This window comes from Aeromonas genomosp. paramedia, from assembly GCF_023093515.1.
Classification (GTDB): Bacteria; Pseudomonadota; Gammaproteobacteria; order Enterobacterales; family Aeromonadaceae; genus Aeromonas.
This window is the reverse complement of sequence record NZ_JAAROG010000007.1, coordinates 53,229-78,030: the sequence shown is the minus strand read 5'-3', so window position 1 is coordinate 78,030 and position 24,802 is coordinate 53,229. Positions and strand designations below refer to the sequence as shown.

Below are 24,802 nucleotides of genomic sequence, written 5' to 3'. Positions count from 1 at the left end.
TGGAATGACTCTCTTTTTCATCCACCAGGGGCCGCTGCCAGGCCAGATGAGGTGCCAAAATGCCCTATTCCTCCACCCAGCGTGATGAATGACACAAAAATGAGTTTTAATAGCCCGCATTCCTTTGCTTTATGGGCTTTCCTCCCCTTGCGAAGGAGAAGAAATTGTCTGACTCTAGCCAGCAGAGCACCTCCCGAGAGAATAGCGGTATGACGGAGTCCGATGCATCCTGCCAGCCTGGCTGCTGGCTACTGTCGATATGGGTGGTGATATCCGCCCTGATCACCCCCTCCCTGCACGCAGACGAGCACGTCACAGTGCAACTGCCATGGCAGCACCAGTTCCAGTTTGCCGGTTACTATGCCGCCATCGCCAAGGGCTTCTATCGGGACGCCGGTCTGCAGGTCAGCCTGCGCGAGGCCGGTCCCCGCACCGACGTGATCAACGAGGTGACCACGGGCCGGGCCCACTTCGGCATCGGTGGCAGCGATCTGCTGCTGGCCCGGGCCGCCGGTCGCCCCGTGGTGGTGCTCGCCGCCATGTTGCAGCACTCCCCCCTGGTGCTGCTGACCCTGGACAGACCCGATATCCGCACCCCGGCGGATCTGGCCGGCAAGCGCCTGATGCTGGAGCCGGGATCCAACGAGCTGCTGACCTATCTGCATCACTATACGCAGGCCAGGCAGTGGAACACCCTCCCCTACGAGCAGGGGCTGCAGGCGCTGCTGACCGGCAAGGCTGACGCCATCAGCGCCTACAGCTCCACCGAGCCCTTCGCCCTGACTCAACTGAACATCCCCTACCGGGTGTTCAATCCCCGCGACATCGGCTTTGACTTCTACGGCGACAACCTCTTTACCTCTGAGCACGAGCTCGCCACCGGGCAGGAGCGGGTCCATGCCTTCCTGCAGGCGAGCCTCAAGGGGTGGCGCTATGCCATGGACAATCCCGAGGAGATGATAGACCTCATCATGACGCAGTATCCGAGTGGGGCCGGACGCGAGCAGCTGGCGTTCGAGGCCCGCGAAACCCGGGCGCTGATGCAGCCCGACCTCATAGAGCCGGGCTACATGCAGCAGGAGCGCTGGCTGCAGATCGCCAGAACCTATCTGGATGCCGGCATGATCAAGGCGGTGCCCAACCTGGCCCCCTTCATCTACAACAGTGCCCAGGCCAGCCTGCGCCAGCAGCGGCAACTGCTCGACAGGAGCGTGGCGGTGGCCATGCTGATCACCTTCTCCCTGCTGGCCCTGCTCGGCATCTTCCTGTATCTCCATCTGCGGCTGCGCCAGGAGGCGCGGGATCGCCAGCGGCTCACCCGGGAGCTGGCCCAGCGCGAGCAGCACTATCGCTTCGTGGCGGAGAACAGCGCCGACGTCATCTGGACCATGGACACCGCCTCCTTGCGGTTTCGCTACGTCAGCCCGGCCATAGGCCCCCTTAGCGGTTACGAGCCCGACGAGCTCTTCACCATGTCCCTCAAGCAACTGCTGCCCGACGAATCCAGGCGACAGCTGCGCGAGGAGATGAGCGCCGCCCTGGCCGCCTGGCAACGGGGTGAGCAGGCCCAGACCCGCTGCGTCATCCACTCCCAGCTGCGCCACAAGGATGGGCATCTGGTGGCCATAGAGACGGTCACCACCCTGCACGGCAACACCCGGGCGCGACCGGACGCCATCCTGGGGGTGACCCGGGATATCACCGAGCGGGCGGCCCGGGAGGAGATGATGCGCCGTCTCGCCTTCCACGACCCCCTCACCGGCCTGGCCAATCGCCGCCTGCTGCAACAGCGGCTGAAAGAGAGGCTGCAGCAGGCGCCCGAACGTCCCCTGGCCCTCATCTTCATCGATCTCGACCACTTCAAGCCCATCAACGACACCTTCGGCCACGAGACCGGGGATCTGCTGCTCAAGCTGGTGGCCGAGCGCATGGGCCATTGCGTGCGCGAAGAGGATCTGGTGGCGCGGCTGGGGGGCGACGAGTTCGTGATCCTGCTGCCCGATACCGGCGACGCCGCCCTGGGGGTAGCCGACAAGCTGCACCAGAGCCTGCATCATGCGTTCTTGCTCGAGCAGCAGGCGTTGCGCATCTCCAGCAGCATAGGGGTGGCCCTCTATCCGCAGCACGGCACCGATCCCAAGACCCTGATGCACCACGCCGACCAGGCCATGTATCAGGCAAAGAACCAGGGCCGTGGCCGGGTCTGCCTGTTCACGACCACCTGGGATCCGGCGCAGGGGGCCCTGCTGTGGCATCCCGGCCATGAGTGCGGCCATCCCCGCATCGATGCCGAGCATCACCGGCTCTTCATGCTGGCCAACCGCCTGCTGGAGCACATCAAGGATCCGGGCGAACATCCCGAGCCGTTTCTGGAGAGTCTGGCGAGCCTGTTCGAGATGGCCCGCCAGCACTTCGCCTTCGAAGAGCAGTTGCTGGCTGAATACGACTATGGGGAGCTGGCCAGCCATCGACGGGATCACCAGAGGCTGCTGGAGAAGGCCTCCCAGCTGATGGCCGCCGCCAGGGCGGGGACGCTTGGCAACGACGAGCTGCTCAACTTCATCCTTCAGGAGCTGGTGGTCGGCCACATGAGCCAGGCGGACAGGCGCTACTTCCCCCTGTTCACACCAGCGCCCCCCGGGCAGATGACCGAGATCGTCGCCTAGTCCCCCCGCAGGGCGACCACGGGGTCCAGGCGCACCGCCCGCAGCGCCGGGGCGACCCCAGCCAGCAGACCGACCAGGGCGCTGCACCCCAGGGCCAGCAGCAGATAGAGGGGATGGAGGCTGAGCGGCAAGCCGGCCGCCAGCAGGGCGAGCAGCAGCTTGAGCCCCCCGAGCAGGGCCAGCCCCATGGCGCCCCCCAGCAGCGCCAGCACCACGGCTTCGAGCAGAAACAGCAGCAGGATGCGCCGCCGCGGGCAGCCCAGCGCCATCAGCAGGCCCACCTCGGGGATCCGCTCCTGCTGGGCGATGCTCATGATGCTGAAGATGCCGACCGCCCCGATCAGCAGCGAGATGATCCCGAGCCCGCCGACCGCCAGCTTGATGATGGTGAGTATCTTGTCGAGGCTCGCCAGCATGTCCTGCTGGGAGGTGAGGGTAAAATCCTCGGCGCCGTGACGGGCCGTCAGCACCCGCCGGATCTGGGCCGTGATCTCGGCCTCCCCCTGCCCGGCCCCATAGATGACGTCTATCTCCTGCAGCCCCTCCTTGTTGAACAGCGCCTGGGCATGGGCGGCGGGCAGATAGATCATGTCGTCCAGATCGAAGCCGAGAAACTGTCCCTTGGGGGCCAGCACCCCGGCCACCCGAAAGCGGCGATCACCGGCGCGCAGCAGACTCCCCGGCCCGTCGCCGCCCGGGAACAGCTCAGCGGCCACCTTGGCGCCCAGCACCGCATAGGCGCGGGGCATGGCGCTGTCGTCCGCGGGCAGAAAGCGCCCCTGCACCAGGGTAAGGCGCCAGCCAAGGAGCGCCGCCGAGCCGGTGCCCAGAATGGCCGTGCTGCGGGTCAGCCCCCGGCTGCGCACCTCCCCCTGCCCCTGCACCACCGGCAGGGCGGCTTCTACCCCTGGCAACCTGGCGAGGGCATCGGCATCCTCCAGCAGCAGGGGGCGGCTGCTGGAGAGGATGCCTGGCGGGCCGCCGGCGGTCTCGGTCTTGCCCGGGGTCACGGCGATCAGCCGGGTCCCGAACTGGGAGAAGCTGTCGAGCAGATAGAGCCTGAGCCCCTCGCCTATGCCGGTGAGCAGGGTCACGGAGGCGATCCCGATGGCGATGCCGAGCGCCGACAGCAGGCTGCGGCTGCGCCCTGCCAGCAAGGCGCGCCAGAGCCAGAACAGCAGATCAGCGGCGCGCATCAGCCACCGCTCCACTGCCCGCTGCGCAGACTGCTGACCGGATCCTGCCGCGCCGCCCGGGAGGCGGGCAGCCAGCTGAAGAAGAGCCCGGTCAGCAGGGCAGCGGGTATGGTGCAGAGGGTCGCGAGCCAGGGCACCGCAGCCGGGAAGCTCGGCCAGATCAGCGCGGCGAGGGCCACCAGGGCATAGCCCAGGGCCGTGCCAAACAGGGCGCCACCGCCGCTCAGCAGCAGCGCCTCCCACAAGAACAGCTGGCGGATCTGGCGGCTGTCGGCCCCCAGCGCCTTGAGCAGGCCTATCTCGCCAGTGCGCTGGCGGGTGCTGATCAACGCCAGATTCATCATCATGATGCCGGAGACCAGCAGGCTGATGGCCCCGATACCGGCGACCGCCAGGGTGAGGGTGGCCAGAATGGTAGAAAAAGTGGCCAGCATGGCGTCACGCCGCACCAGGGTGATATCGAGCACCCCGTGGCGCCCCTGCATCAGCTGCTCCAGCCGCGTGATCAGCGGGGGCACAGCTTGCCCGGCCAACGGCTGGATCAGCAGGCGAAACAGCCCCTCGGTATTGAACAGCCCCATGGCGCTGCCGACCGGGATCAGCGCCGCCTCGGCCATGTCCATCCCCAGATTGCTGCTCTGGCTGGTGAAGACCCCCACCACCCGAAAGCGGCGATTGTCAAAACGCAGCCACTGGCCGACCGGATCCGCCTGACCGAACAACTCACGGGCCGCCACGTCTCCGAGCAGGGCGACCGGCCTGTCCTCTGTGGCCTCCCCCGGCAGCCAGCGGCCGGCGAGCAGGGTCAGCCCGTGGGTATGCCGCAAGTCGTTGCTGCTGCCAAGCAGTATGGTCTGGCGCACCCGGGCCCCCTGCTTGGCCTCGGCAAAGCCCATCACCAGCGGCACCAGCCTGAGCTGGGGCTGATGCTGGCCCAGGTAGTGCATGTCATCCAGGGTGATCTCCCGCAGGCTGTTGCCGGTCACCGGCGGCAGCCCGCCCGTGGTCTCCTTGCGGCCCGGGAACATCACCAGCAGATCCTTGCCAAGGGAGCTGAACTGCTCGGCCACATAGCGCCTCGCCCCCTCTCCCAGCGCGGTGAGCAGCAGCACCGAGGTGACGCTCAGGCTCACCGCCAGGATCAGCACCAGCGCTCGCGTGCGCTGGCGCAGCAGGGCCACGGCGGCGAAGCGGAGGGCATCGGGGCGTCGCATTCAGCCCCCGCCGCTGTCGCTGCTGATGCGGCCGTCATCCATCGAGAGCCGCCTGCCCGCCCGCTCGCCGAGGCGAGGGTCGTGGGTCACCACCACCAGGGTCATGCCCTGCTCCCGGTTGAGCCCCTCAAGCAGGGTGATCACCTCCTCCCCGGAGCGGGAGTCCAGGTTGCCGGTGGGCTCGTCCGCCAGAATGAGGCGCGGCGCCATGGCCATGGCCCGGGCGATGGCGACCCGCTGGCGCTGACCGCCGGAGAGCTCGGCGGGCCTGTGGTCGGCTCTATTGTCCAGCCTCAGCTCCTCCAGCAGGCGCTGGCTGCGACTGTGGCGCTCGGCGGGGGGGACGCCGCACAGCATCAGCGGCAGCTCGACGTTTTCCCGGGCGGTGAGGCGGGAGATGAGGTGAAACGACTGGAACACGAAGCCGATGCGCTGGCCCCGCAGCCGGGCCAGCGCGGGCTCTGACAGGGTGGCCGTGTCCTCCCCTCCCAGCCAGTAGCGCCCCTCGTCTGGCCGGTCCAAGAGCCCCAGCACGTTGAGCAGGGTCGACTTGCCGGAGCCCGAGGGGCCCATCACTGCCAGATACTCCCCCTCGGCGACCCGCAGGGAGACTTGCGCGAGGGCCGCCACCTCAGTGCCCCCCAGGGTGAAGCGACGGCTGACGGCCTCGAGGCGAATGAGATCACTCATCCGTCTGCTCCTTGGCGGCGGTGAAGGGCCCCTCCCCGACTATCTGGCCGGGCTGGGCCGCCAGCCTGTCACCGGCGGCCAGCCCCTCCGCCACCTCAATCCAGTTCCAGTTCTCCACCCCCCAGCGGGGCAGCACCCGCACCAGCCGATCCCCCTCCAGCCGCAGCACGCTGCCATCGTCGGCCCGGCTGCTGGCCGCCACCCGCAGCACATCGGTGGCGCGGGTCACCTCCACCTCGAGATCGGCGCTGTAGCCGATGAGCAGGGGCACGTCGCTCGGCGGGGCGGTGAGCGCCGCCTCCACCTCCACGGTGCGAGCCTGCTTCTCCAGCTCCTTCACATAGGGGGCGATACGGGTGACGGTGGCGGCAAAGTCGCGCCCGGGCATGGCATCGAGCAGAACCCGGGCGCTCTGGCCCACCCTGAGGCGGGCGGCATCCACTTCATCTATGGGGGCCGAGACATAGAGGCAGCGATCGTCGATGAGATCGATGACGGGGGGCATGGCCACCCCTGGGGGTGAGGGGGTCATGTATTCGCCAAGCTTGCTGTTGACCTCGGCCACCACCCCGGCAAAGGGCGCCAACAGTCGGCGCTCGGCCAGGCGGGCCTCCACCTGGGCGACCAGCGCCTCGTCCACCCGCTCCTGCTGGCGGGAGGCCCGGCAGATATAGCGGCGGGTATCGGCCAGGTTCTGGGCCTGCTCCGCCAGGGTGCGGGAGGTGAGGTTCTTGGCGAGCAGGGTGGCCAGCCGGTTGGCCTCCCGCTCGTAGTAGGCGGCCTCGCTGCAGCGCTCCTCGCGCTGGGTCTTGCCGAGGGCCTGCTGGGCGCGGGCGCGGCTGAGATCGGCGCGAATGTCCTCGCTCCAGAGGGTCAGCAGCAGATCCCCCTGCGCCACCTTGTCCCCGGCCTTGACGGCGATCTGCGCCACCACGCCGCCACCGGGCAGACTGAGCCCGGCCCGCTGGCACGACTTGATGGTGCCGGCCCGGGTGTTGACCAGGGTCACCAGCACATCCCCTCGCCCCACCGCCACCAGCTTGACCGGCGTCCCCTGGGGTCGCCACCACCATGCCAGGGCCGCCACCGCCACCCCGGCACCCGCCGCCCACCACAGCCAGCCTCTCTTCATCGCGCATCCTTTCGCTATTGACTCCCGTCACGTCTGGCAGGAGAGCAGGGCATCATTTCGCCTTCGCTAGTGCCTCCCGTCATGAGCGTCGGGAGAGCAGGGCATAATAGAGCAAGGGTATCACCACAGAGGTGAGCAAGGAGGAGACCAGGATCCCGAAAATCAGGCTGATGGCCAGTCCGTTGAAGATGGGATCATCGAGGATAAACAGGGCCCCGATCATCGCGGCCAGCGCCGTTAGCATGATGGGTTTGGCCCGCACCTGCGCCGCTTCGATCACCGCCTGCTCGAACGCCACTCCGGCGCGGCGCTGCTGCTCGATAAAGTCCACCAGCAGGATGCTGTTGCGTACGATGATCCCGGCCAGCGCGATCATCCCGATCATCGAGGTCGCGGTAAACTGAGCCCCCAACAGGGCGTGGCCCGGCATCACCCCGATGAGGGTGAGCGGAATGGGGGCCATGATGATGAGCGGCACCAGATAGGAGCGGAACTGGGCCACCACCAGCAGGTAGATGAGGATCATCCCCACCCCGTAGGCGATCCCCATGTCGCGGAAGGTCTCGTAGGTGATCTTCCACTCCCCGTCCCACAACAGCGCCACCTCCCCCAGCTTGTCGGGCTGCTGCACGTAATATTGGGGCAGGTCGATGTCGGCACCGGCGGCAAACATGCCGTAGAGCGGGCTGTCGGTATGGCCGCCCATGTCGGCCACCACCATCACCATGGGCTGCATATTCTTGTGCATGATATAGCTGGGGGCTACCTCGTCACGGCGACTCACCAGCTCGGAGAGCCGTACCAGCTGGCCGCTCTGGCTGCGCACCTTGAGGGCCAGTACGCCCGCCAGATCCCGTTTGTCACCGGGGGCCAGTTCGATGCGGATCGGCACCGGATACTTGGCGCCGTGCCCCTGCAGCCAGCTGGCATCCTGATAACCCACCCCACCATTGAGGGTATTCACCAGATCCCCGAGATCGACCCCGAGCAGGGCCGCTTTGCTGCGATCCACCACCAGCCGCCACTTTGGCTGCGGGTCGGTCAGATAGATATCCACGTCCACCAGATCCGCCGTGGCCACAAAACGGGCCTGAACGGCGCGCGCCGCCGCTTCACGGGCGGCCGGTGTCGGGCCATAGATTTCGGCAACGATGGGTGACCAGACCGGCGGGCCGGGTGGCACTTCCACGACTTTGAGGTTGCCCCCCACCGCGCTGGCGATAGCCTGCAGAGGTGCCCGTACCGACTGGGCAATCTGGTGACTGCTGCGATCCCGTTCATGCTTGTCCACCAGATTGACCTGAATATCCCCCACGTTGGCGCCGCTGCGGATGAAGTAGTGGCGCACCAGGCCGTTGAAATTGATGGGGGCTGCGGTACCGGCGTAGATCTGGTAATCCTTCACCTCCGCCACCTTGGCAAGCTCCCGCCCGACCGCCAGCAGGGTGCGCTCGGTCTGCTCCAGGGTCGCCCCCTCCGGCATATCGAGCACCAGCTGGAATTCCGACTTGTTGTCAAAGGGGAGCATCTTGAGCACCACCCACTGCACCACCGGCATGGCGGCGGCGCCCGCGACCAGCAGCAGGATGGCCAGCCAGAGCTTGTGTCTGGCCCGCTTGGCGCCGTCACCGATCAGAAAAGGGGTCATCAGCCGGTGAAAGAGATCAGCCTTGGCCTCGCCGTGGGTAGCGTGCACCTCACCCTTGAGCAAATGGTTCGCCAGCCAGGGGGAGAAGATAAAGGCAACCAGCAGGGAGATGAGCATCCCCATGCTGGCATTGATGGGAATGGGGCTCATGTAGGGGCCCATCAGGCCGCTGACAAAGGCCATCGGCAACAGGGCCGCGATAACGGTCAGGGTCGCCAGTATGGTCGGCCCCCCCACCTCGTCCACCGCCCCCGGAATAAGATCCTTGAGCACCCCCTTGCCCAGGCCGCGATGGCGGTAGATGTTCTCCACCACGACTATGGCGTCATCCACCAGGATGCCGATGGAGAAGATCAGCGCAAACAGCGATACCCGGTTGAGGGTAAAACCCCAGGCCCAGCTGGCAAACAGGGTCAGTGCCAGGGTGATGACGATGGCAACGCCCACCACCAGTGCCTCGCGCCAGCCCATGCTCACCAGTACCAGCAGCACCACCGCCGTGGTGGCAAAAATCAGCTTGCCGATGAGAGTGTTGGATTTGGTCTCGGCGGTGACGCCGTAGTCCCGGGTCACCGTCACCTCGACGCCAGTCGGAATGAGTCGATTTTTGAGGCTCTCGACCCGCGCCTCTACCCGCTTGGCCACATCGACCGCGTTCTGACCCGGCTGCTTGCCAATGACCAGCGTCACCGCCGGATAACTGGCCTGCCCCAGCCCCATCCAGCTGCGCTTGGTCGGGGTCTCCTGACCCAGAGAGACACTGGCCACCTCCCCCAGATAGACCGGCTTGCCGTCGTGCAGCCCCACCACCAGCTCGCGGGCCTCCTGCTCGCTTTGCAGAAACTGCCCCACCTGCACCTTGATCTCCCGGTTATCTTGCTCGATGGCCTGTGTCGGGCCCACCTGATTGGCGGCCGCAACTCGCTGACTCAGCTCACCCCAACTGATGCCATGGGCGCTGAGGGGCGCCGGGTCCGGCATCACCCGCAGCACGGCGCGCTGGCTGCCAAGAGTGTAAATATCGCGGGTACCGGGAATGCGCTTGAGTTCGGTCTCCAGCTCATGGGCGACCCGGGTCAGCTCGGGGGCCCCCAGTTGCTTACTCCAGAGCGTGAGGCTGACGATGGGGACATCATCGATCCCCCGGGGTTTCACCAATGGCTGACCGACCCCGATCCCCTGTGGCAGCCAGTCGCGGTTGGAGTCGAGCTGGTTGTTGAGATCGACGATGGCCTGCTCGCGGCTCACCCCCACCTTGAACACCACTACCAGCAGGGCCCCATCGGGTTGGGAGAAGGAGTAGAGGGTATCGATCCCCTTTATCTGGGAGACCACCTGCTCGGCAGGGGTAGTGACGAGAGAGGCCACTTCAGCCGGAGTGGCTCCCGGGAAGGGAATGTAGACATCGGCGAAGGTGACATCGATCTGCGGCTCCTCCTCCTTGGGGGTCACCAGTACAGCAAACAGGCCGAGCAACAGCCCCACCAGCGCCAACAGCGGAGTGATGGCCGAGCCCTGAAACAGCGCAGCCAGCCGACCGGCAGGCCCCAGCCTCTCCTTGTTGCCGTTCAGCTCGCTACTCATGGGCCACCTCCTGCTGCTGCGCCCAGGCATCGGGAGCCAGCTTGTCACCGGCTTGCAGACCGGCCAGGATCTCGCACTGTCCCTCGACGCAATGGCCGACCCGCACCGGCGTCAAGGCCCAGCCAGCGGGCTGCTGCAGATAGACACCGTTGAACTCCCCTTGCCGCAGCAGGGAGCGGTCCGGCACCTGCAGCACCTGACGCTCACCCTGCTTGAGCTGCACCTTGAGCCACATGCCGGGCAATACCCCGGCGGTTTGCGGCGGCAGGTCGAGGCGCAACTTGAAGGCGTGGCTCTGGCTGTCGGCATAGTTGAAGCGGGTCAGTTTGGCGGGGGTAACGGTCTTGTCATCGGGCAGCAGCACCTGCACATCCGCAGGTTGACCGGCGAGGGCGAGCGCGGATTGGGGCAATTCCACCTCCACTCGCAATTCGTCAAGGGAGAAGCCGGAGAGCAGCGGCGTACCCGGGGCCACCGTCTCCCCCAACTCCACCAACCGTTTGGTCACCACACCGGCGTAGGGGGCCAGTATGCGGGTATAACCGTAGGCCTCGCGGGCCTGAGTGAGGGCCGCATCGGCCGCATTCACCTCGGCGCGGGCGGCGCGATCGGAGGCCTCGGCATTATCAAGCTGGGCGCGGGTGATCACCCCCTTGGCAATCAGCGCCTGAAAGCGGGCGAGCTGGCGCTCTGCCTCCACCTGCTGGGCCTGCGCCCGGGCTAGTCGCGCCTCGGCCCCCGTGACGGCGGCAAACTGCTCTTTGCCGCTGATCTCCAGCAACGGTTGCCCCGCCACCACCTCGTCGTTCACATCCACCAGCATGCGGGAGACCCGGCCGCTGGTCTGGGCCGCCACAGTCCCCTGATGGATGGCGCTGACGGTACCATCCAGGGTCAGCCAGTCGGTCACCGGCTGTGGCGCCACTGTCAACAAGGGCTCTGTCTGCGGGGGCTCTGTCAGTGGGGCAATAGGCTCCCCTGCTGCGGCCAGGGCCTGGGTGGATGTCATGGCCTGCGATGTCATCACCAGCAAGGTGATCCCCAGCAACCGGATCTTTTCCATCATCACTCTCCTTCCCTAGCGTCATCAGTCACTTCACGGGATCAGGCGGTATGGGGCTGGCGAGCCTTGTTCCGTGCGTGAACCAGCACCCGGTCGACCAGCAAGATCCCGGCCACCATGGCCGCTATAAACAACATTATCATGGGCTGCCCGCTGGAAATGAGACTCAAGGCTGGCCCAGGGCAGATGCCCGCCAGCCCCCAGCCGATGCCAAACAGCGCGGCTCCGCCTACCAGGGATCCATCCAGCACGGGGGGCGGCACGGCGACGATGGGCTCACCCAGCAGGCTCCGGCTGCGAGGCTTCACCAGCAGGAAGTAACCCGGCATAAAGACCAGCAGGGCGCCTCCCATCACGAAGGCGAGGCTGGGATCCCAGCCTCCCGCCAGATCGAGAAAGGCGATGACCCGGGCCGGATCCACCATGCCGGAGATGGCCATCCCCAGCCCAAACAGCAAACCCGCGAGCAAACTTGTCAGCAATCTCATGGCAATCAACCTGTCAGAAGAGGTGGTGGGTCAGAAAGACGGTGATGACACCGGCCGCCATAAAGGTCAGGGTGGCGACGATGGAGCGCAGGGAGAGCCGCCCCATGCCGCAGATGCCGTGACCGCTGGTGCAGCCATTGCCAAGGCGGGTGCCTATGCCCACCAGCAGGCCGGCCAGCAGCACGACGGGCCAGCCAGGCAGACCCGTGAAGGCGGGCATGGTGGCCCAGCCCAGGGTCAGTGCCAGCCAGGCACCGCCCCCCAACCCCAGCAGAAACAGCCAGCGCCACGGCGCCCGGTGTTGCAAGGCGCCGGCCAGAATGCCGCTGATCCCGGCGACCCTGCCGTTGAACAACATCAGGATCAGGGCCGACAGCCCCGCCAGCATGCCGCCGCCCAAAGAGAGCAGCCATTGGCTTTCCATCATCAAGATTCCTTATTTTCTGAGTGACAAAAATGGGTTTGCAGCGCCGCCAGCACATCGGCGGCCGCCTCGCTCACCAGCGAGTAGTAGATCTGCTGTGAGACCTTGCGCGAACGGATAAGGCCATGGCGCTTCAATACCGAAAGTTGCTGGGAGAAGGCCGACTGCCCGAGCTGGCTGTGGGCCAGCAGCTCCCCGACCCCCTTCTCCCCCTCCACCAGCTGGCAGAGCACCATCAGGCGCTCAGGGTGGGCCAACGCCTTGAGCAGGGAGGCGGCCGCCGTCGCGTGTCCGGTCATCTCGTCGAATGGGCTCATAAGCATAAATTAGCAATTGCTGATATTTAGTCTATTGTATAAATCAACACTAAATTAGCAACCACTAAACAACCAAAAAAGAGGAGAGACACATGACAGTCGATAACGGAGTCAGAGTGGTCGCAGGCTGCATCTTGCTGCTGTCGCTGCTGCTCACTGCCTGGGTCCACCCGGGCTTCGTCTGGCTGAGCGTCTTTGTCGGGGTCAACCTGATACAGAGTGCGTTCACCGGCTTCTGCCCCGCCGCCATGATCCTGAAGCGAATGGGCATGAAATAGCCCAGACCGGACGATGAAAACGAGGGAGCTATGGCTCCCTCGTGGTAAAACCTCATTTTGTTTCAATATGTTGCTGTCGGGGGCCCAGGGTTTACCCCGGCGGCCGTATCGGCTACCATGTCGCCTCTAATCAATAGCGGAGACCGTCGGTGGGCAACTCATCAAGTGACAGATCCACGCCGACTCCTGTCGTCGGCACCCTGGTCGCGAGCTAGCCGCAGAGTCCCTCTGCCGCAACTCGCAGCCCTGCGAGAAGCGGAAATCCACTCCCCTCTTCTCTTTATACACTTGACGTCGGGTGACTCCTGGCCAATGGCCATGGGCGCCTTGCCTGCATAGTTTCTGCTTCCCACAAGGAGGCTGCTATGCGTTTGATATCAACCCAGTCTGTATCGACTCACCCCCTGCTGAACAAGCTGGGCCTTGGCATGCTGCCGCGCTGGCTGCGGGGCAAACGGCGCCAGCACCACTACCGGCTGCAGATCCGCTGCGAGGATCGCGCCGATCTGGAGCAGGTGCTGGAGATGGTGAACCACACCCTGCAACCGGCCGGGCTGCACCCAATGCAGTCCATGACACCGGGCCGCAGCGGCGGGCGTGAGCTGGTGCTCAACCTCCAGTGCACCCCGCCCCAGCGCCGCTATCTGGTGCAGTTTGTCCATCAGGTCGGGGCCGCCCACCCGGTTCGCTGGGAACTGCGCCCTCGCGGTGGCGATCCCGGGCGCACCTGACAGCACCATACTGTGTTAACCAGAGTTCAGGGGCCGGCCATGCTGGCCCCCTGAACTCTGGGGCGCGCTCTCTGCCCGGCACCTATGGGGATGCACAGGGGACGCCCCGCACGCCGTGTTTCATTTTTTGCTGGCCAGCAGCGCAATCATCGCAGGGCTCTTCCGCCCTCTTGTGCGGCGTTTCATCATGGATTGCGTGCAGCCATCGCTCATCAGAAGGAGTACCCCATGAGAATGTGGCAACAATTTGATCTGCTTGCCCTGATCGACACCCTGGCCAGCCTGCTGCTCGCCTTCGTGCTCGGCAGCCTGGTCGGGCTGGAGCGCCAGTACCGCCAGCGCACCGCCGGCCTTCGCACCAACGTGCTGGTCGCCGTGGGGGCGGCCCTGTTCGTCAACCTGGCCCAGCGCATCTATGACCTGCACGGCGGCAGCTATGGGGTGGTGCACGTGGTGGCCTATATCGTCTCCGGCATCGGCTTTCTCGGCGCCGGTGTCATCATGCGCGAGTCGGGCAACATCCGCGGCATCAACACCGCCGCCACCCTCTGGGGCGTGGCGGCGGTGGGGGCGGCCAGCGGCGCCGGCTTCGCCATGGAGGCCATCCTCGGCGCCCTCTTCGTGCTGGCGGCCAACACCCTGCTGCGCCCCCTGGTCAATCAGATCAACCGTCATCCGGTGGACAATACCGACACCGAGGTGACCTACCGCGTCACGGCGCTCATCCGCCGCACTCACCAGAAAGAGGTGCTGCCCTGGCTGGAGCAGAAGCTGGAGCAGGCCAACTACCCCCTGAGCGAGCTGGATATAGAGCCCTTCGGGGAGCAGGACATCGAGATCTCGGCTGTGCTGCTCGCCACCTCCATCGACGGCGACGAGCTGGACGCCCTGATGAAGACGCTCGGGGAGCATCCCCGCATCAAGCAGATCTTCTGGCGCGCCAGCACCACGGACTGAGCCCGCTGCCCACAGCAAAAAGCCCCGCCAGCAATGGCGGGGCTTTTTCATATGAGACCTGATGGATGACTAGCGGCGACTGCGCCAGCGCACCCTGGGGGGGATCACCTGGGCGGTCTGCTCAGGAGGGTTACCCGCGATCAGCTGCTGCATCAGCTCGAAGGCGGCCCGGGCCAGGGTCGGACAATCCTGCGCCACCGAGTCGATGCGCATGGGAATGCAGTCGAGCAGATCGTGATCGTCGAAGGTGCACAGGCGCATGCCTGTCTCCATCAGCCCCGCCTCGTTGAGGTAGCGCAGCACCCCTTCCAGCAGGGTGAAGGAGGCGGTGAAGAGCCCCCGGGGCGGCGCCCCGAGCTCCTCCACCAGCTCGGCCATCAGCTGATAACCCGAGCTCGGCTGATAGTCGCGATGGCGTACCCGGGCGGGATCTGCCTCCAGCCCGGCCCGGTGCAGACCCAGCTCATAGCCCGCCAGCCGGTGACGGCTGGGGGAGAGATCCAGCAGGCCGCCGAAGTAGTAGATCTCGGTGTCGCACTCGATCGCCATGTCCCGTACCAGCTCGGCGGTGGCCTTGCAGGCGTCCGAGATCACCATGGGCAGGCGCGACTCGCCGATGTGGCGGTCGAGCTGCACCACCGGCAGGCGGTCGTGAATGCGGGCATAGATGTCGTCGCTGTGGCCGCTGGAGGCGACGATGAGGCCGTCCACCTGGCGGCTGATGAGGTTGTCCACCACCCGCTGCTCCAGGGTGGGATCATCCTCGGAGCAGGCGATCAGCAGCTGGATCCCCGCCTCCCGGCAGTGGGCCTCCAGGGCGCGCGCTATGCTGGCAAACCCGAAGTTGGTGAGATCGGGGATCACCAGCCCCCAGGTGTAGCTGCGGCTCTCGCGCAGGGAGCGGGCATGAAAGCTCGGCTGATAGTGGCACTCGTCCGCCACCGCCTGGATCCGCTTGCGGGTATCGTCGGCAATCCTGTACTCCGCACTCTTGCCGTTGAGCACCAGGCTGGCGGTGGCCTTGGAGACCCCCGCGAGCTCGGCTATCTGGGCAATCGTGATCCGTTTCTTCTTCTCCACCTGACCTCCCGGCACACTGAGACCGGGCTATTGTACTAGGCAGGCCGCCAGCGGCCAGTGATCGAGACAAATTTTGCTGCCATCACCACCGCAACGTGCGGAAAGTACTGGGTTTTCACCGGGGAAGTAGCGGGTAGACAGGGTCTGGCGGCCGCCGTCCACGAAACACTCCAGGCTGGAGCTGTCGCACAGGACGGTGATCTTGCCTCCAAGCCAGGGGCTGCATCGCTCCTCCCAGGCCCCGCTCTGCCAGTTCTGGCGGCGCAGGATGATGCGTCCCGGCTGCCAGTGCAGCTCGACCAGGGTGCCGAACCAGAGGCTCCCCTCCCCGCCGAGGTGCAGATCGAGCCAGGCCGAATCGATGGCAAGGCCAGGCAGCTCGTCCACAGCCCCCTCGAAGCGGGTCTGCTCCCCCTTCAATGCCGCGAGCTCCACCACCGGCCGCTGGCAGAGCCACTCATCCTGCCAGAACAGCTCCCGCGGGCAGCTCATCTGGTGCAGCCAGCCATAGGGGATGGTGGGCTGGCTCATCTCGTTCTCCTCCGGCAACCCCAGCCAGCCGAACAAGAGGCGCCGCCCCTGGCTGTCCTGGGTGGTTTGCGGTGCATAGAATTCGAAGCCCCGGTCCAGCTCGTGGAAGGCGCCGTGAACGAAACGCTCGCCGTCGAAGGCGCCTGCCAGCCAGCCGCACTGATAGAGATTGCGATAATCGTCCCCCAGCGGGGCAATCCCCTGGGGGCAGCTGATCAGCACATGGCGATCCCCTAGCGGGAAGAGATCCGGGCACTCCCACATATAGCCAAAGTCCCCCAGCCCCCCGCGCCCGCTACCGGCGATGGGGCCCACCAGCGTCCAGGCATCCAGCGCGTCGCCGCGATAGAGCAGCACTTCACCCTTGTCATCCAGGGTGCGGGCTCCCAGCACCATCAGCCACTGCTGGCCGTCGTGCCACACCTTGGGGTCGCGCACATGGCCGCTGTAGCCTGGCGGCAGATCCAGCACAGGCCCCAGCTTGGCAAAACCGCCCTCACCGTCGGCGCGGGCCAGACACTGGTAGGCGGTGCGGCTGCCATCCGGGTATTTGACGTTGCCGGTGTAGACGAGGGTCAGGCGCCCCTGCTCGTCGCTCACCGCCGAGCCCGAATAGCAGCCGTGGCTCTCATAGGCCTCGGTGGGCAGGAGCGCCACCGGCTCGTGCTGCCAGTGCAGCAGATCGGTGGAGGTGACGTGGCCCCAGCCCTTGTTGCGATGCTCGCAACCGAGCGGATTCCACTGGTAGAAGAGGTGGTAGCGCCCGTCGTGCTCGATAAAGCCGTTCGGGTCGTTGAGCAGCCCCACCGGGGCTGCCAGGTGCCAGCGGGGCCGATGGGGATCGGCCGCCGCCTTGAGCTGTCCGGCCAGCAGGGACCGGACAACCTGGTTGAGGAGATAGGCGTCCTTCATCACTCCACCTTGTACTTGAGCAGGTAGGAGGCGGCGAAGGCGGCACCGAAGGCGATCACCAGCCCGATGACGTAGTGGATGAGGCTCATGGGCTGGACGATGGCCATGCCGGGGATCCCGGTCAGCCCCACCGCCGTCATGCCCACCTTGGCCGCCACCACGTAGGCGCCGCCGCAAGCCCCGCCGAACAGACCGGCCAGGAAGGGTTTGATGTAGCGCAGGTTGACACCAAAGATCGCCGCCTCCGTGATGCCGAGCAGGCAGGACATGGCCGCCGGTACGGTAATCGCCTTGATCTTCACATCCCGGGTCTTGAAGTAGACCGCGAGGCAGGCACCGCCCTGGGCCACGTTGGCCATGGCCCAGATGGGCAGCAGGAAGTTGACCCCGATCTGCGGGTTGGTCAGCAGCCCCGCCTCGATGGCATGGAAGCTGTGATGGATGCCGGTGATGACGATAAGCGAGTAAGTACCGCCAAACACCAGCCCCGCCAGCCAGCCCGCCTGCTCATAGAGGGCGCTCAGGCCGAACGAGATGCCATCCCCCAGCACCCGACCCGCCGGGCCGATAAAGAGCAGCGCCACGAAGCCGGTGATGATGACGGTCAGGAAAGGGGTGAGGATGAGATCCAGCGCATCCGGGATGCGCCTTCTCAGCTGTTTCTCCAGGTGCGACATGAACCAGACCGCCAGCAGCACCGGGAAGACGGTGCCCTGATAGCCGATCATGGCCACATCCAGCCCGAAGAAGTCCATGGTCTTGAAGCCGCCGGCCACGCCCCAGGCGTTGGTCAGGGCCGGGTGGGTGAGAATGCCGCCGAGGGTCGCCCCGAGGTAGGGGTGGCCGCCAAACTCCCGCGCCGCCGTGAAGCCGATCAGGATCGGCAGTATGATGAAGGCCGCCGAGCTGAACATGTCGAGCATCACAAACAGCGCGCTGTCGGCATTGACCCAGCCGTAGGTGCGCACCATGCCGAGCAGCCCCATCAGCAGGCCGGACGCGACTATGGCCGGAATGATGGGCACGAAGATGTTGGAGAGGGTCCGCGCCAGGCGCTGGGCCACATTGAGCTTGGCCGTCGCCATGTCGGTCAGCTCCGCCTTGCTGGCGGTGCCGGTCCCGGTCAGGGTGACGAACTCGGCATAGACCTTGTTGACCAGGCCGGTGCCGAAAATGACCTGAATTTGGCCGGCGTTGCTGAAGCACCCCTTGACCCCGTCCAGCTTGTCGATGGCGGCCTTGTTCACCTTGCTGTCGTCCGCCAGCACCAGCCGCAGCCGGGTGGCGCAGTGGGCGGCGCTGACGATGTTCTCCCTGCCCCCGAGCAGGGGCACCAGATCCTTGGCTATCGCACTGATATTCATAATCTTCCTCTTATGACCCGCCAGCTGGCGGGCCCTTGTCACATGAGAGTAGGGGCTGTCGAGCCGGGCTTCTAGCCGCAGATCAACGGCCGCTTGCGCCCGATCGCAAAAATTCATCCAGCAGGGTGTGGGTGGGCAGCGCCGTCATGGCCCCCTTGGCGGTGGTGGCGAGCGCCCCGCAGCCGTGGGCCTGAGCCAGGATGGCGGGCAGCTCGGCCAGCGTCGGCAGCGACGAGCGCCCGGCCAGCGCCGCCAGGAGACCGGCGACGAAGGCATCCCCCGCCCCCGTGGTGTCGATGGGCGTCACTTTCTGCCCCACCCACTCCAGCAACTCGCCACCCACACGGGCCACCACACCGGCCGCCCCCCGGGTCACCAGCACCAGGGCTGGCCCTGAAAGGGTGGCGAGCCCCGCGGCGAGATCATCCAGGCCGCTCAGCAGTTGCAGCTCCTCCACCGAGAGCTTGACCACGTCCGCCAGGGCCATGGCCTGACGTACCAGCGGCAGCATCTCGGCCGGGTTGCCCCACACCTCGGGCCTCAGGTTCGGGTCAAAGCAGACCCGCCCCCCGGCCGCCTTGATGGCCGCCATGGCCTGCAGGCAACTGCTGCGCACCGGCTCGTTGGCGAGCGCGATGGAGCAGGTGAGCAGCCACTGACCGGCCTCGAAGCGGGGCAAGTCAGCCGGCTCGAGGAACTGGTCGGCACTGGGGCGCACCATAAAGGTGAAGCTGCGCTCCCCCTCTTCATCCAGTTCCACCAGCACGGTCGAGGTGTTATGGGCCGGATCCTGGTTCAGGTGGCGAATGTCGACGCCCTCCCTTGTCAGGGTCTCGGCCATAAAGCGGCCAAAGGGATCGGCGCCGACCCGGCCGATAAAGGCCGATTCCCCGCCGAGCCGGGCAACGCCCACCGCCACGTTGGCGGGCGCACCGCCCGGACACTTGAGGTAGTGCTCCTTCCCTTCCGGGATAAGATCCACCACCGCATCCCCCATTACCCACACACGATTCCCCACCTTGCTACTCCACTGCTGCACAGGATTTGCCAGAGCCGGGCTCTGTTCTCTTGGTCCGCATTATCAGCTAAACCGTTTTAGCCAACCAACAGATCCCGGCGCCGGCTGCCATTTTTGTGATCGGGATAACGAACTAGAACCAGGTTTCCATCTGCACGCCAAAGTTCCACTCGCCACCGGCGGTGAAATCGCTCTGGCCCATAGCATCTGTGCTGGCGTAGTTGTCGAGCTCGGAGGACCAGTCCATCCAGGTGGCGAACACCCGCAACTCGGGTCGCTCGAAGAAGCCGGCGGTCTGCGCCTTGAAGGTGGGGGCGAAGGTGAGCTTGGTGAAGTTGCCGCTCACGGCCTGACGCCCCTTGTAGCCCTGGGGATCCAAGTCCATGTACTGCCAGGCCGCCTCGTAGACCAGCTCTACGTTCTGGCTCAGCACCTGGGCCACCCGGGTGTTGAGGGTCAGCCACTGGTATTCATCCCCTTTCACGTAGCGATCCTGGCTCTGCTCCGCCAGCAGGGCCGGAGCGACACGCCAGCGCGGGTTGAGGTCGGTGGCGCCAAACACGGCGACCCGCACCGCGTCGGCATCCGGCAGCAGCTCGCTGTCGGAGCCCAGTCCCTTGAGCTCGGCCCCCAGGCCATGGCCATAGAGCACGGCGGCCTTGGAGAAGCCGGGGCTGATGCCAAAGAAGCTGTCCGCGTGGTAGGCCACCAGGGTGTGCGCCCCCTTGTCCGCCGCCTCGCTGCCAACGCCGCCGTCGTTGATGCGCGCCTCGTTGTCCTTGGCCGAGAGGCCGTTCAGCATCCACTGCCAGTTGCCGAAGCGGTTGTTCATGGTGAGGATGTAGCTCTCTATGTCCGACAGACCGCTGGCACTGATGTCGCCGTAGTCGCGCCCGTAGAGGGAGAAGTTCGCCTTCCAGCTGTCGGCCAGCTGCACGTCGTAGACGCCGCCGCCGGTCCCGGCCAGGAAGACCACGTCGGAGTCGAGCCAGTGGATGTCGAAGTTGTCCCGATCGAAGCGCTTGCCCGCCCAGAGCACCGAGTGCTGGAAGGGGCCGCTGAAGCTCGCCAGGTCGCCGATCTCGGCAAACACCTGGCGGGTGTTGAGGCTGGAATCGCTGGCGGTCCAGTCGTTGCTGGTCTCCACCCCGTCCGCCAGCATCAGCTTGTAGCGGGCCCAGCTGCCATCGTCGAAGGTCTGGGTCTTCAACAGGTTGGCCTCCATGTAGGTGTCATCCTCGTTGCCAAGACGACCCACGGCCCCGCCCACAGAGCCGGCCGGGGTGATGTAGGGGCCGCCGCGCCCGCCGTTGCCGTTGCCGTTGACCAGAAGGCCGGAGCGGGCGTAGCCGTGGAACTCGAAGCCCTGGGCCCCGGCGGTCTGCTTGTCCACCTTCTCGCTCTGGGCCTTGGCCACCACGGCGGCCTCCCGGGCCTCGCTCGCCTTGCTCTGGGCCTCATCTGCCCGCGCTTCGGCGGCGGCGGCGCGGGACTCTGCCGCCTGCACCCGTGCCTCCAGCGCCGCCAGTCGGGCTTCGATACCGCCATCCGCCGCCCACAGCGGGCTGCTCATCCCCAATCCCAGCGCCACCGCCAGCGCCAACTTGCTCTTGAACATCGTCATCTTCCTCACCTGTCATCTGCCGCCCGTCCGGGCGCTGTTGTTATGGACGAGCAGAGGATAGCTAAACCGCTTTAGCTAACTCAATATGCCAGCTAAACCGTTTCAGCCACTTGTGATCAGAGTAACGTTTGCACAGGGAAAAGCGCCGGGAGTTGTGAGGAGGATCCCTCATCGGGATCCACTCAATAGGGGGGATCTAGGGCAAATGGCAGGCAAAAAGAAAGCCGGCACTGAAGGCCGGCTTGGGTCACGCGAGTCGCGGTTACTTGGTCAGGTCGTCGAAGAAGCGTTTCACCCCTTCGAAGAAGCCTTCGGATTTCGGCTTGTGAGTCTTGGCAGCGGCACCGCTGAAGGACTCGTCCAGCTGGCGCAGCAGATCTTTCTGGGTCTCGGTCAGCTTGACCGGGGTCTCGATCACCACCTTGCACATCAGATCCCCGACCTGGCCGGAGCGCACGGACTTGACGCCCTTGCCCCGCAGGCGGAACAGCTTGCCGGTCTGGGTTTCCGCCGTGACCTTGAGCTTGACCCGGCCATCCAGGGTCGGTACTTCGATCTCGCCACCCAGGGCCGCTGCGGTGAAGCTGATGGGCACCTCGCAGTAGAGATCGTTGCCGTCACGGACGAAGATCTCGTGCTCCTTGACGTGCACCTGTACGTAGAGATCCCCTGCCGGTGCGCCGGCCTCCCCCGCTTCCCCTTCGCCGGAGAGGCGGATGCGATCCCCGGTGTCGACGCCCGCCGGGATCTTCACCGACAGTGTCTTGGTCTTCTGGTAGCGACCCTCGCCATGGCACTTGCGGCAGGGATCCTTGATGATCTTGCCGCGACCGTGACAGTGGGGGCAGGCCTGCTGCACCGCGAAGAAGCCCTGGCGCATCTGCACCTGACCGGAGCCGTGACAGGTCGGGCAGGTATGGGCCTGGCTGCCGGTGTGGGCACCGGACCCGTTGCAGACCTCGCAATGGACCTGGGTCGGGATCTTGATCTCCTTGGAGACCCCGCGCACCGCCTCTTCCAGGGTCAGCTCCATGTTGTAGCGCAGGTCGGAGCCACGGGCCGGGCCGCGACGACCACCCCCACGACCACCGAAGATGTCACCAAACACATCGCCGAAGATGTCACCGAAATCGGCACCACCGCCGAAGCCACCGTGGCCGCCGCCCTGGCTCTGATCCACGCCGGCATGACCGTACTGGTCATAGCGGGCACGCAGGTTCTCGTCGGTCAGGACCTCGTAGGCTTCCTTGACCTCTTTGAACTTCTCTTCCGATGCGGCATCACCCTGATTGCGATCCGGGTGATACTTCATCGCCAGACGCTTGTACGCCTTCTTGATCTCGCGCTCGTCGGCACCTTTCGATACCCCGAGCACTTCGTAGAAATCGCGCTTCGACATACTCATCCTGTTCTACTTGAGCCGTTATGCAGACGGGCGTTGGTTACCCAACGCCCGTAAATTCATTGACGAATCTGCTCACACTCTTACTACGAAGCCGTGATCAAGGCTCATGTGCTGCTCGGAATCCTCATGTATTCACATACACTCCGGTTCCTGCGCTGCTCTTTACCTTGCTGACGGCCTCTCGCGACAGACCGCGAACAGATTCTGAGCCGATGGGCAGAGTCTGCTCTGCCCATCTGGGTTGGGCTTATTTCTTGTCGTCTTTCACTTCTTCGAACTCGGCGTCGACCACGTCGTCGTCAGCCTTGGCGGAAGAAGAGGAGTGACCGGCCTCGGCACCGGCGCCTTGCGCCTGAGCCTGCTGCTGGGCAATCTCCATCAGCTTCTGGGACGCTTCCATCAGAGCCTGTTGCTTGGCTTCGATGGCAGCCTTGTCGTCACCCTTGATGACGGCTTCCAGCTCGGACAGTGCAGTCTCGATCTTGGCCTTGTCATCGCTTGGCAGGGCTTCACCGGCCTCGGTCACCTGCTTGCGTACCGAGTGGACCAGACCGTCAGCCTGGTTGCGGGTCTGCACCAGCTCTTCGAACTTCTTGTCTTCCGCCGCGTTGGCTTCCGCCTCGCGTACCATGCGTTCGATCTCTTCGTCAGACAGACCGGAAGAAGCCTGGATGGTGATCTTCTGCTCCTTGTTGGTCTCCTTGTCTTTCGCGGAGACGTGCAAGATGCCGTTGGCGTCGATGTCGAAGGTCACTTCGATCTGCGGCAGACCGCGCGGTGCCGGACGGATGCCTTCCAGGTTGAACTGGCCCAGGGACTTGTTGTCGCTGGCACGCTTGCGCTCACCCTGCAGCACGTGAATGGTCACGGCAGACTGGTTGTCTTCGGCAGTGGAGAACACCTGGGACTTCTTGGTCGGAATGGTGGTGTTCTTCTCGATCAGCGCAGTCATCACGCTGCCCATGGTCTCGATACCCAGCGACAGCGGGGTCACGTCCAGCAGCAGTACGTCGGTCTTGTCACCGGACAGTACGGCACCCTGGATGGCGGCACCCATGGCCACGGCTTCGTCCGGGTTGACGTCTTTACGCGGCTCTTTGCCAAAGAAGTCGGCAACGGTCTTCTGAACCAGCGGCATACGGGTCTGACCGCCCACCAGGATGACGTCGTCAATTTCGCCGACTGCCAGACCGGAGTCTTTCAGGGCGACACGGACCGGCTCCAGGGAGTCTTTCACCATGTCTTCCACCAGGGATTCCAGCTTGGCGCGGGTCACCTTGATGTTCATGTGCTTCGGACCTGTGGCATCTGCAGTGATGTACGGCAGGTTCACGTCGGTCTGCTGGGCGGAAGAGAGCTCGATCTTGGCCTTCTCGGCGGCATCTTTCAGACGCTGCAGAGCCAGCTGGTCGTTGCGCAGGTCGATGCCCTGCTCGCGCTTGAACTCTTCAACCAGGTAGTTGATGACGCGGTTGTCGAAGTCTTCACCACCCAGGTGGGTGTTACCGTTGGTCGCCAGCACTTCGAAGGTGGTTTCGCCTTCCACTTCGTCGATCTCGATGATGGAGATGTCGAAGGTACCACCACCCAGGTCATACACGGCAACCTTGCGCTCGCCCTTGACCTTGTTCACGCCATAGGCGAAGGCCGCGGCAGTCGGTTCGTTGATGATGCGTTTTACATCCAGACCGGCGATGCGACCGGCATCCTTGGTGGCCTGACGCTGGGCGTCGTTGAAATAGGCCGGTACTGTGATGACGGCTTCGGTCACCGGCTCGCCCAGGTAATCCTCGGCGGTCTTCTTCATCTTCTTCAGCACTTCGGCAGAGATCTGCGGCGGTGCCATCTTCTTGCCTTTGACTTCTACCCAGGCGTCACCGTTGTCAGCCTTGGCGATGGCGTACGGCATGATCTTCAGATCGCGCTGTACTTCTTCATCTTCGAAACGACGGCCAATCAGACGCTTGATGGCGAACAGCGTGTTCTTCGGGTTGGTGATGGCTTGGCGCTTGGCCGGCTGACCAACCAGGATTTCGCCGTCATCGGCATAGGCAATGATGGACGGAGTAGTACGGTCGCCTTCCGCGTTCTCGATCACGCGAGCATGGTCGCCATCCAGAATAGCAACGCAGGAGTTGGTAGTACCCAGGTCAATACCGATGATTTTACCCATTTGACGAATCTCCAAATACTTTGAATAAACTGGCGAGGGGCTCGCCTTAAATACGTTAACGGCTAGGTGGGGCCTGACACTGTGGCTTTCAAGCACCCGACATCAAATTCTTTCCGTGTCACTCAAGTTTCCATGCCACTGAAATCAGATGCCGCCGTGGCCTTGCCACCTATATGGGGTCTCAAGCCGACGCTTCAAGCCCTGACCTTAAAAAACCGCGCATTCTTGCCACTTGGGCGCAAGAGTGCTTGCCAAATGGCGCCATTGCATATTCTGATGGCGCCGCTACCAATAAAAAGCCCGCCGA

General features: G+C 65.0%; 20 protein-coding genes. 4 read left to right on the top strand and 16 right to left on the bottom strand.

From position 1 onward, the window contains the following. Positions 1–209 precede the first annotated feature (209 nt). Positions 210–2,666, top strand: coding sequence for a diguanylate cyclase domain-containing protein (locus tag HB860_RS04910; protein ID WP_247625907.1), 2,457 nt, complete (start codon positions 210–212; stop codon positions 2,664–2,666). Here the strand turns inward: HB860_RS04910 and HB860_RS04905 are convergent. The 9 genes from HB860_RS04905 to HB860_RS04865 all read right to left on the bottom strand — a co-directional run bounded on the left by HB860_RS04905 (position 2,663) and on the right by HB860_RS04865 (position 12,422). Next, positions 2,663–3,862 (bottom strand): ABC transporter permease, encoded by a 1,200-nt coding sequence (locus tag HB860_RS04905; RefSeq protein WP_247625906.1) that lies wholly within the window; start codon positions 3,860–3,862, stop codon positions 2,663–2,665. The genes HB860_RS04910 and HB860_RS04905 overlap by 4 nt on opposite strands. After that, complete coding sequence (locus HB860_RS04900; protein ID WP_247625905.1) at positions 3,862–5,076, bottom strand: ABC transporter permease; 1,215 nt, start codon at positions 5,074–5,076, stop codon at positions 3,862–3,864. The genes HB860_RS04905 and HB860_RS04900 overlap by 1 nt, the downstream gene beginning before the upstream one ends. Next, positions 5,077–5,766: an ABC transporter ATP-binding protein gene (locus tag HB860_RS04895; protein ID WP_139436348.1), complete on the bottom strand. Its 690-nt coding sequence runs from the start codon at positions 5,764–5,766 to the stop codon at positions 5,077–5,079. Then, positions 5,759–6,898 carry an efflux RND transporter periplasmic adaptor subunit gene (locus HB860_RS04890; protein ID WP_247625904.1) on the bottom strand — a complete coding sequence of 380 codons (1,140 nt, stop codon included), beginning with the start codon at positions 6,896–6,898 and terminating at the stop codon, positions 5,759–5,761. The genes HB860_RS04895 and HB860_RS04890 overlap by 8 nt, the downstream gene beginning before the upstream one ends. A 79-nt stretch (positions 6,899–6,977) precedes the next feature. Further along, positions 6,978–10,130, bottom strand: a complete 3,153-nt coding sequence (locus HB860_RS04885) for an efflux RND transporter permease subunit (protein WP_247625903.1) — start codon at positions 10,128–10,130, stop codon at positions 6,978–6,980. Beyond that, a complete protein-coding gene (locus tag HB860_RS04880) occupies positions 10,123–11,193 on the bottom strand; it encodes an efflux RND transporter periplasmic adaptor subunit (protein ID WP_247625961.1) in 1,071 nt (356 codons plus the stop codon). Before HB860_RS04880 ends, HB860_RS04885 begins: the two co-directional genes overlap by 8 nt. A 41-nt stretch (positions 11,194–11,234) precedes the next feature. Continuing rightward, positions 11,235–11,681 carry a YeeE/YedE family protein gene (locus tag HB860_RS04875; protein ID WP_247625902.1) on the bottom strand — a complete coding sequence of 149 codons (447 nt, stop codon included), beginning with the start codon at positions 11,679–11,681 and terminating at the stop codon, positions 11,235–11,237. Positions 11,682–11,694: 13 nt separating this feature from the next. Then, on the bottom strand, positions 11,695–12,108 hold the full coding sequence (locus HB860_RS04870; RefSeq protein WP_247625901.1) for a YeeE/YedE family protein: 414 nt from the start codon (positions 12,106–12,108) through the stop codon (positions 11,695–11,697). Beyond that, the gene (locus tag HB860_RS04865; RefSeq protein ID WP_247625900.1) at positions 12,108–12,422 is read right to left on the bottom strand and encodes an ArsR/SmtB family transcription factor; all 315 of its coding nucleotides are present in this window, start codon (positions 12,420–12,422) and stop codon (positions 12,108–12,110) included. Before HB860_RS04865 ends, HB860_RS04870 begins: the two co-directional genes overlap by 1 nt. A 92-nt stretch (positions 12,423–12,514) precedes the next feature. Between HB860_RS04865 and HB860_RS04860 the strand changes: the two genes are divergently transcribed. From HB860_RS04860 to HB860_RS04850, 3 genes are all read left to right on the top strand, one after another. Beyond that, positions 12,515–12,700 (top strand): YgaP family membrane protein, encoded by a 186-nt coding sequence (locus tag HB860_RS04860; protein ID WP_043132505.1) that lies wholly within the window; start codon positions 12,515–12,517, stop codon positions 12,698–12,700. A gap of 365 nt (positions 12,701–13,065) precedes the next feature. Then, positions 13,066–13,431 (top strand): hypothetical protein, encoded by a 366-nt coding sequence (locus tag HB860_RS04855; RefSeq protein WP_247625899.1) that lies wholly within the window; start codon positions 13,066–13,068, stop codon positions 13,429–13,431. Between the two features lie 228 nt (positions 13,432–13,659). After that, positions 13,660–14,388: an MgtC/SapB family protein gene (locus tag HB860_RS04850; RefSeq protein WP_139436338.1), complete on the top strand. Its 729-nt coding sequence runs from the start codon at positions 13,660–13,662 to the stop codon at positions 14,386–14,388. A gap of 69 nt (positions 14,389–14,457) precedes the next feature. Here the strand turns inward: HB860_RS04850 and HB860_RS04845 are convergent, their stop codons facing one another. The 7 genes from HB860_RS04845 to dnaK all read right to left on the bottom strand — a co-directional run bounded on the left by HB860_RS04845 (position 14,458) and on the right by dnaK (position 24,495). Then, the gene (locus HB860_RS04845; RefSeq protein ID WP_247625898.1) at positions 14,458–15,468 is read right to left on the bottom strand and encodes a substrate-binding domain-containing protein; all 1,011 of its coding nucleotides are present in this window, start codon (positions 15,466–15,468) and stop codon (positions 14,458–14,460) included. A 27-nt stretch (positions 15,469–15,495) separates the two neighbouring features. Continuing rightward, positions 15,496–16,911, bottom strand: a complete 1,416-nt coding sequence (locus HB860_RS04840; RefSeq protein ID WP_247625897.1) for a glycoside hydrolase family 32 protein — start codon at positions 16,909–16,911, stop codon at positions 15,496–15,498. Then, complete coding sequence (locus HB860_RS04835; RefSeq protein ID WP_247625896.1) at positions 16,911–18,275, bottom strand: sucrose-specific PTS transporter subunit IIBC; 1,365 nt, start codon at positions 18,273–18,275, stop codon at positions 16,911–16,913. The genes HB860_RS04840 and HB860_RS04835 overlap by 1 nt, the downstream gene beginning before the upstream one ends. Positions 18,276–18,357: 82 nt before the next feature. Beyond that, on the bottom strand, positions 18,358–19,272 hold the full coding sequence (locus HB860_RS04830; RefSeq protein ID WP_247625960.1) for an aminoimidazole riboside kinase: 915 nt from the start codon (positions 19,270–19,272) through the stop codon (positions 18,358–18,360). A gap of 154 nt (positions 19,273–19,426) precedes the next feature. Continuing rightward, positions 19,427–20,917 (bottom strand): carbohydrate porin, encoded by a 1,491-nt coding sequence (locus tag HB860_RS04825; RefSeq protein WP_247625895.1) that lies wholly within the window; start codon positions 20,915–20,917, stop codon positions 19,427–19,429. Between the two features lie 262 nt (positions 20,918–21,179). After that, positions 21,180–22,316: a molecular chaperone DnaJ gene (gene dnaJ / locus HB860_RS04820; RefSeq protein WP_139436326.1), complete on the bottom strand. Its 1,137-nt coding sequence runs from the start codon at positions 22,314–22,316 to the stop codon at positions 21,180–21,182. A gap of 253 nt (positions 22,317–22,569) precedes the next feature. Continuing rightward, positions 22,570–24,495: a molecular chaperone DnaK gene (gene dnaK, locus HB860_RS04815; protein ID WP_139436324.1), complete on the bottom strand. Its 1,926-nt coding sequence runs from the start codon at positions 24,493–24,495 to the stop codon at positions 22,570–22,572. Positions 24,496–24,802: the final 307 nt, after the last annotated feature.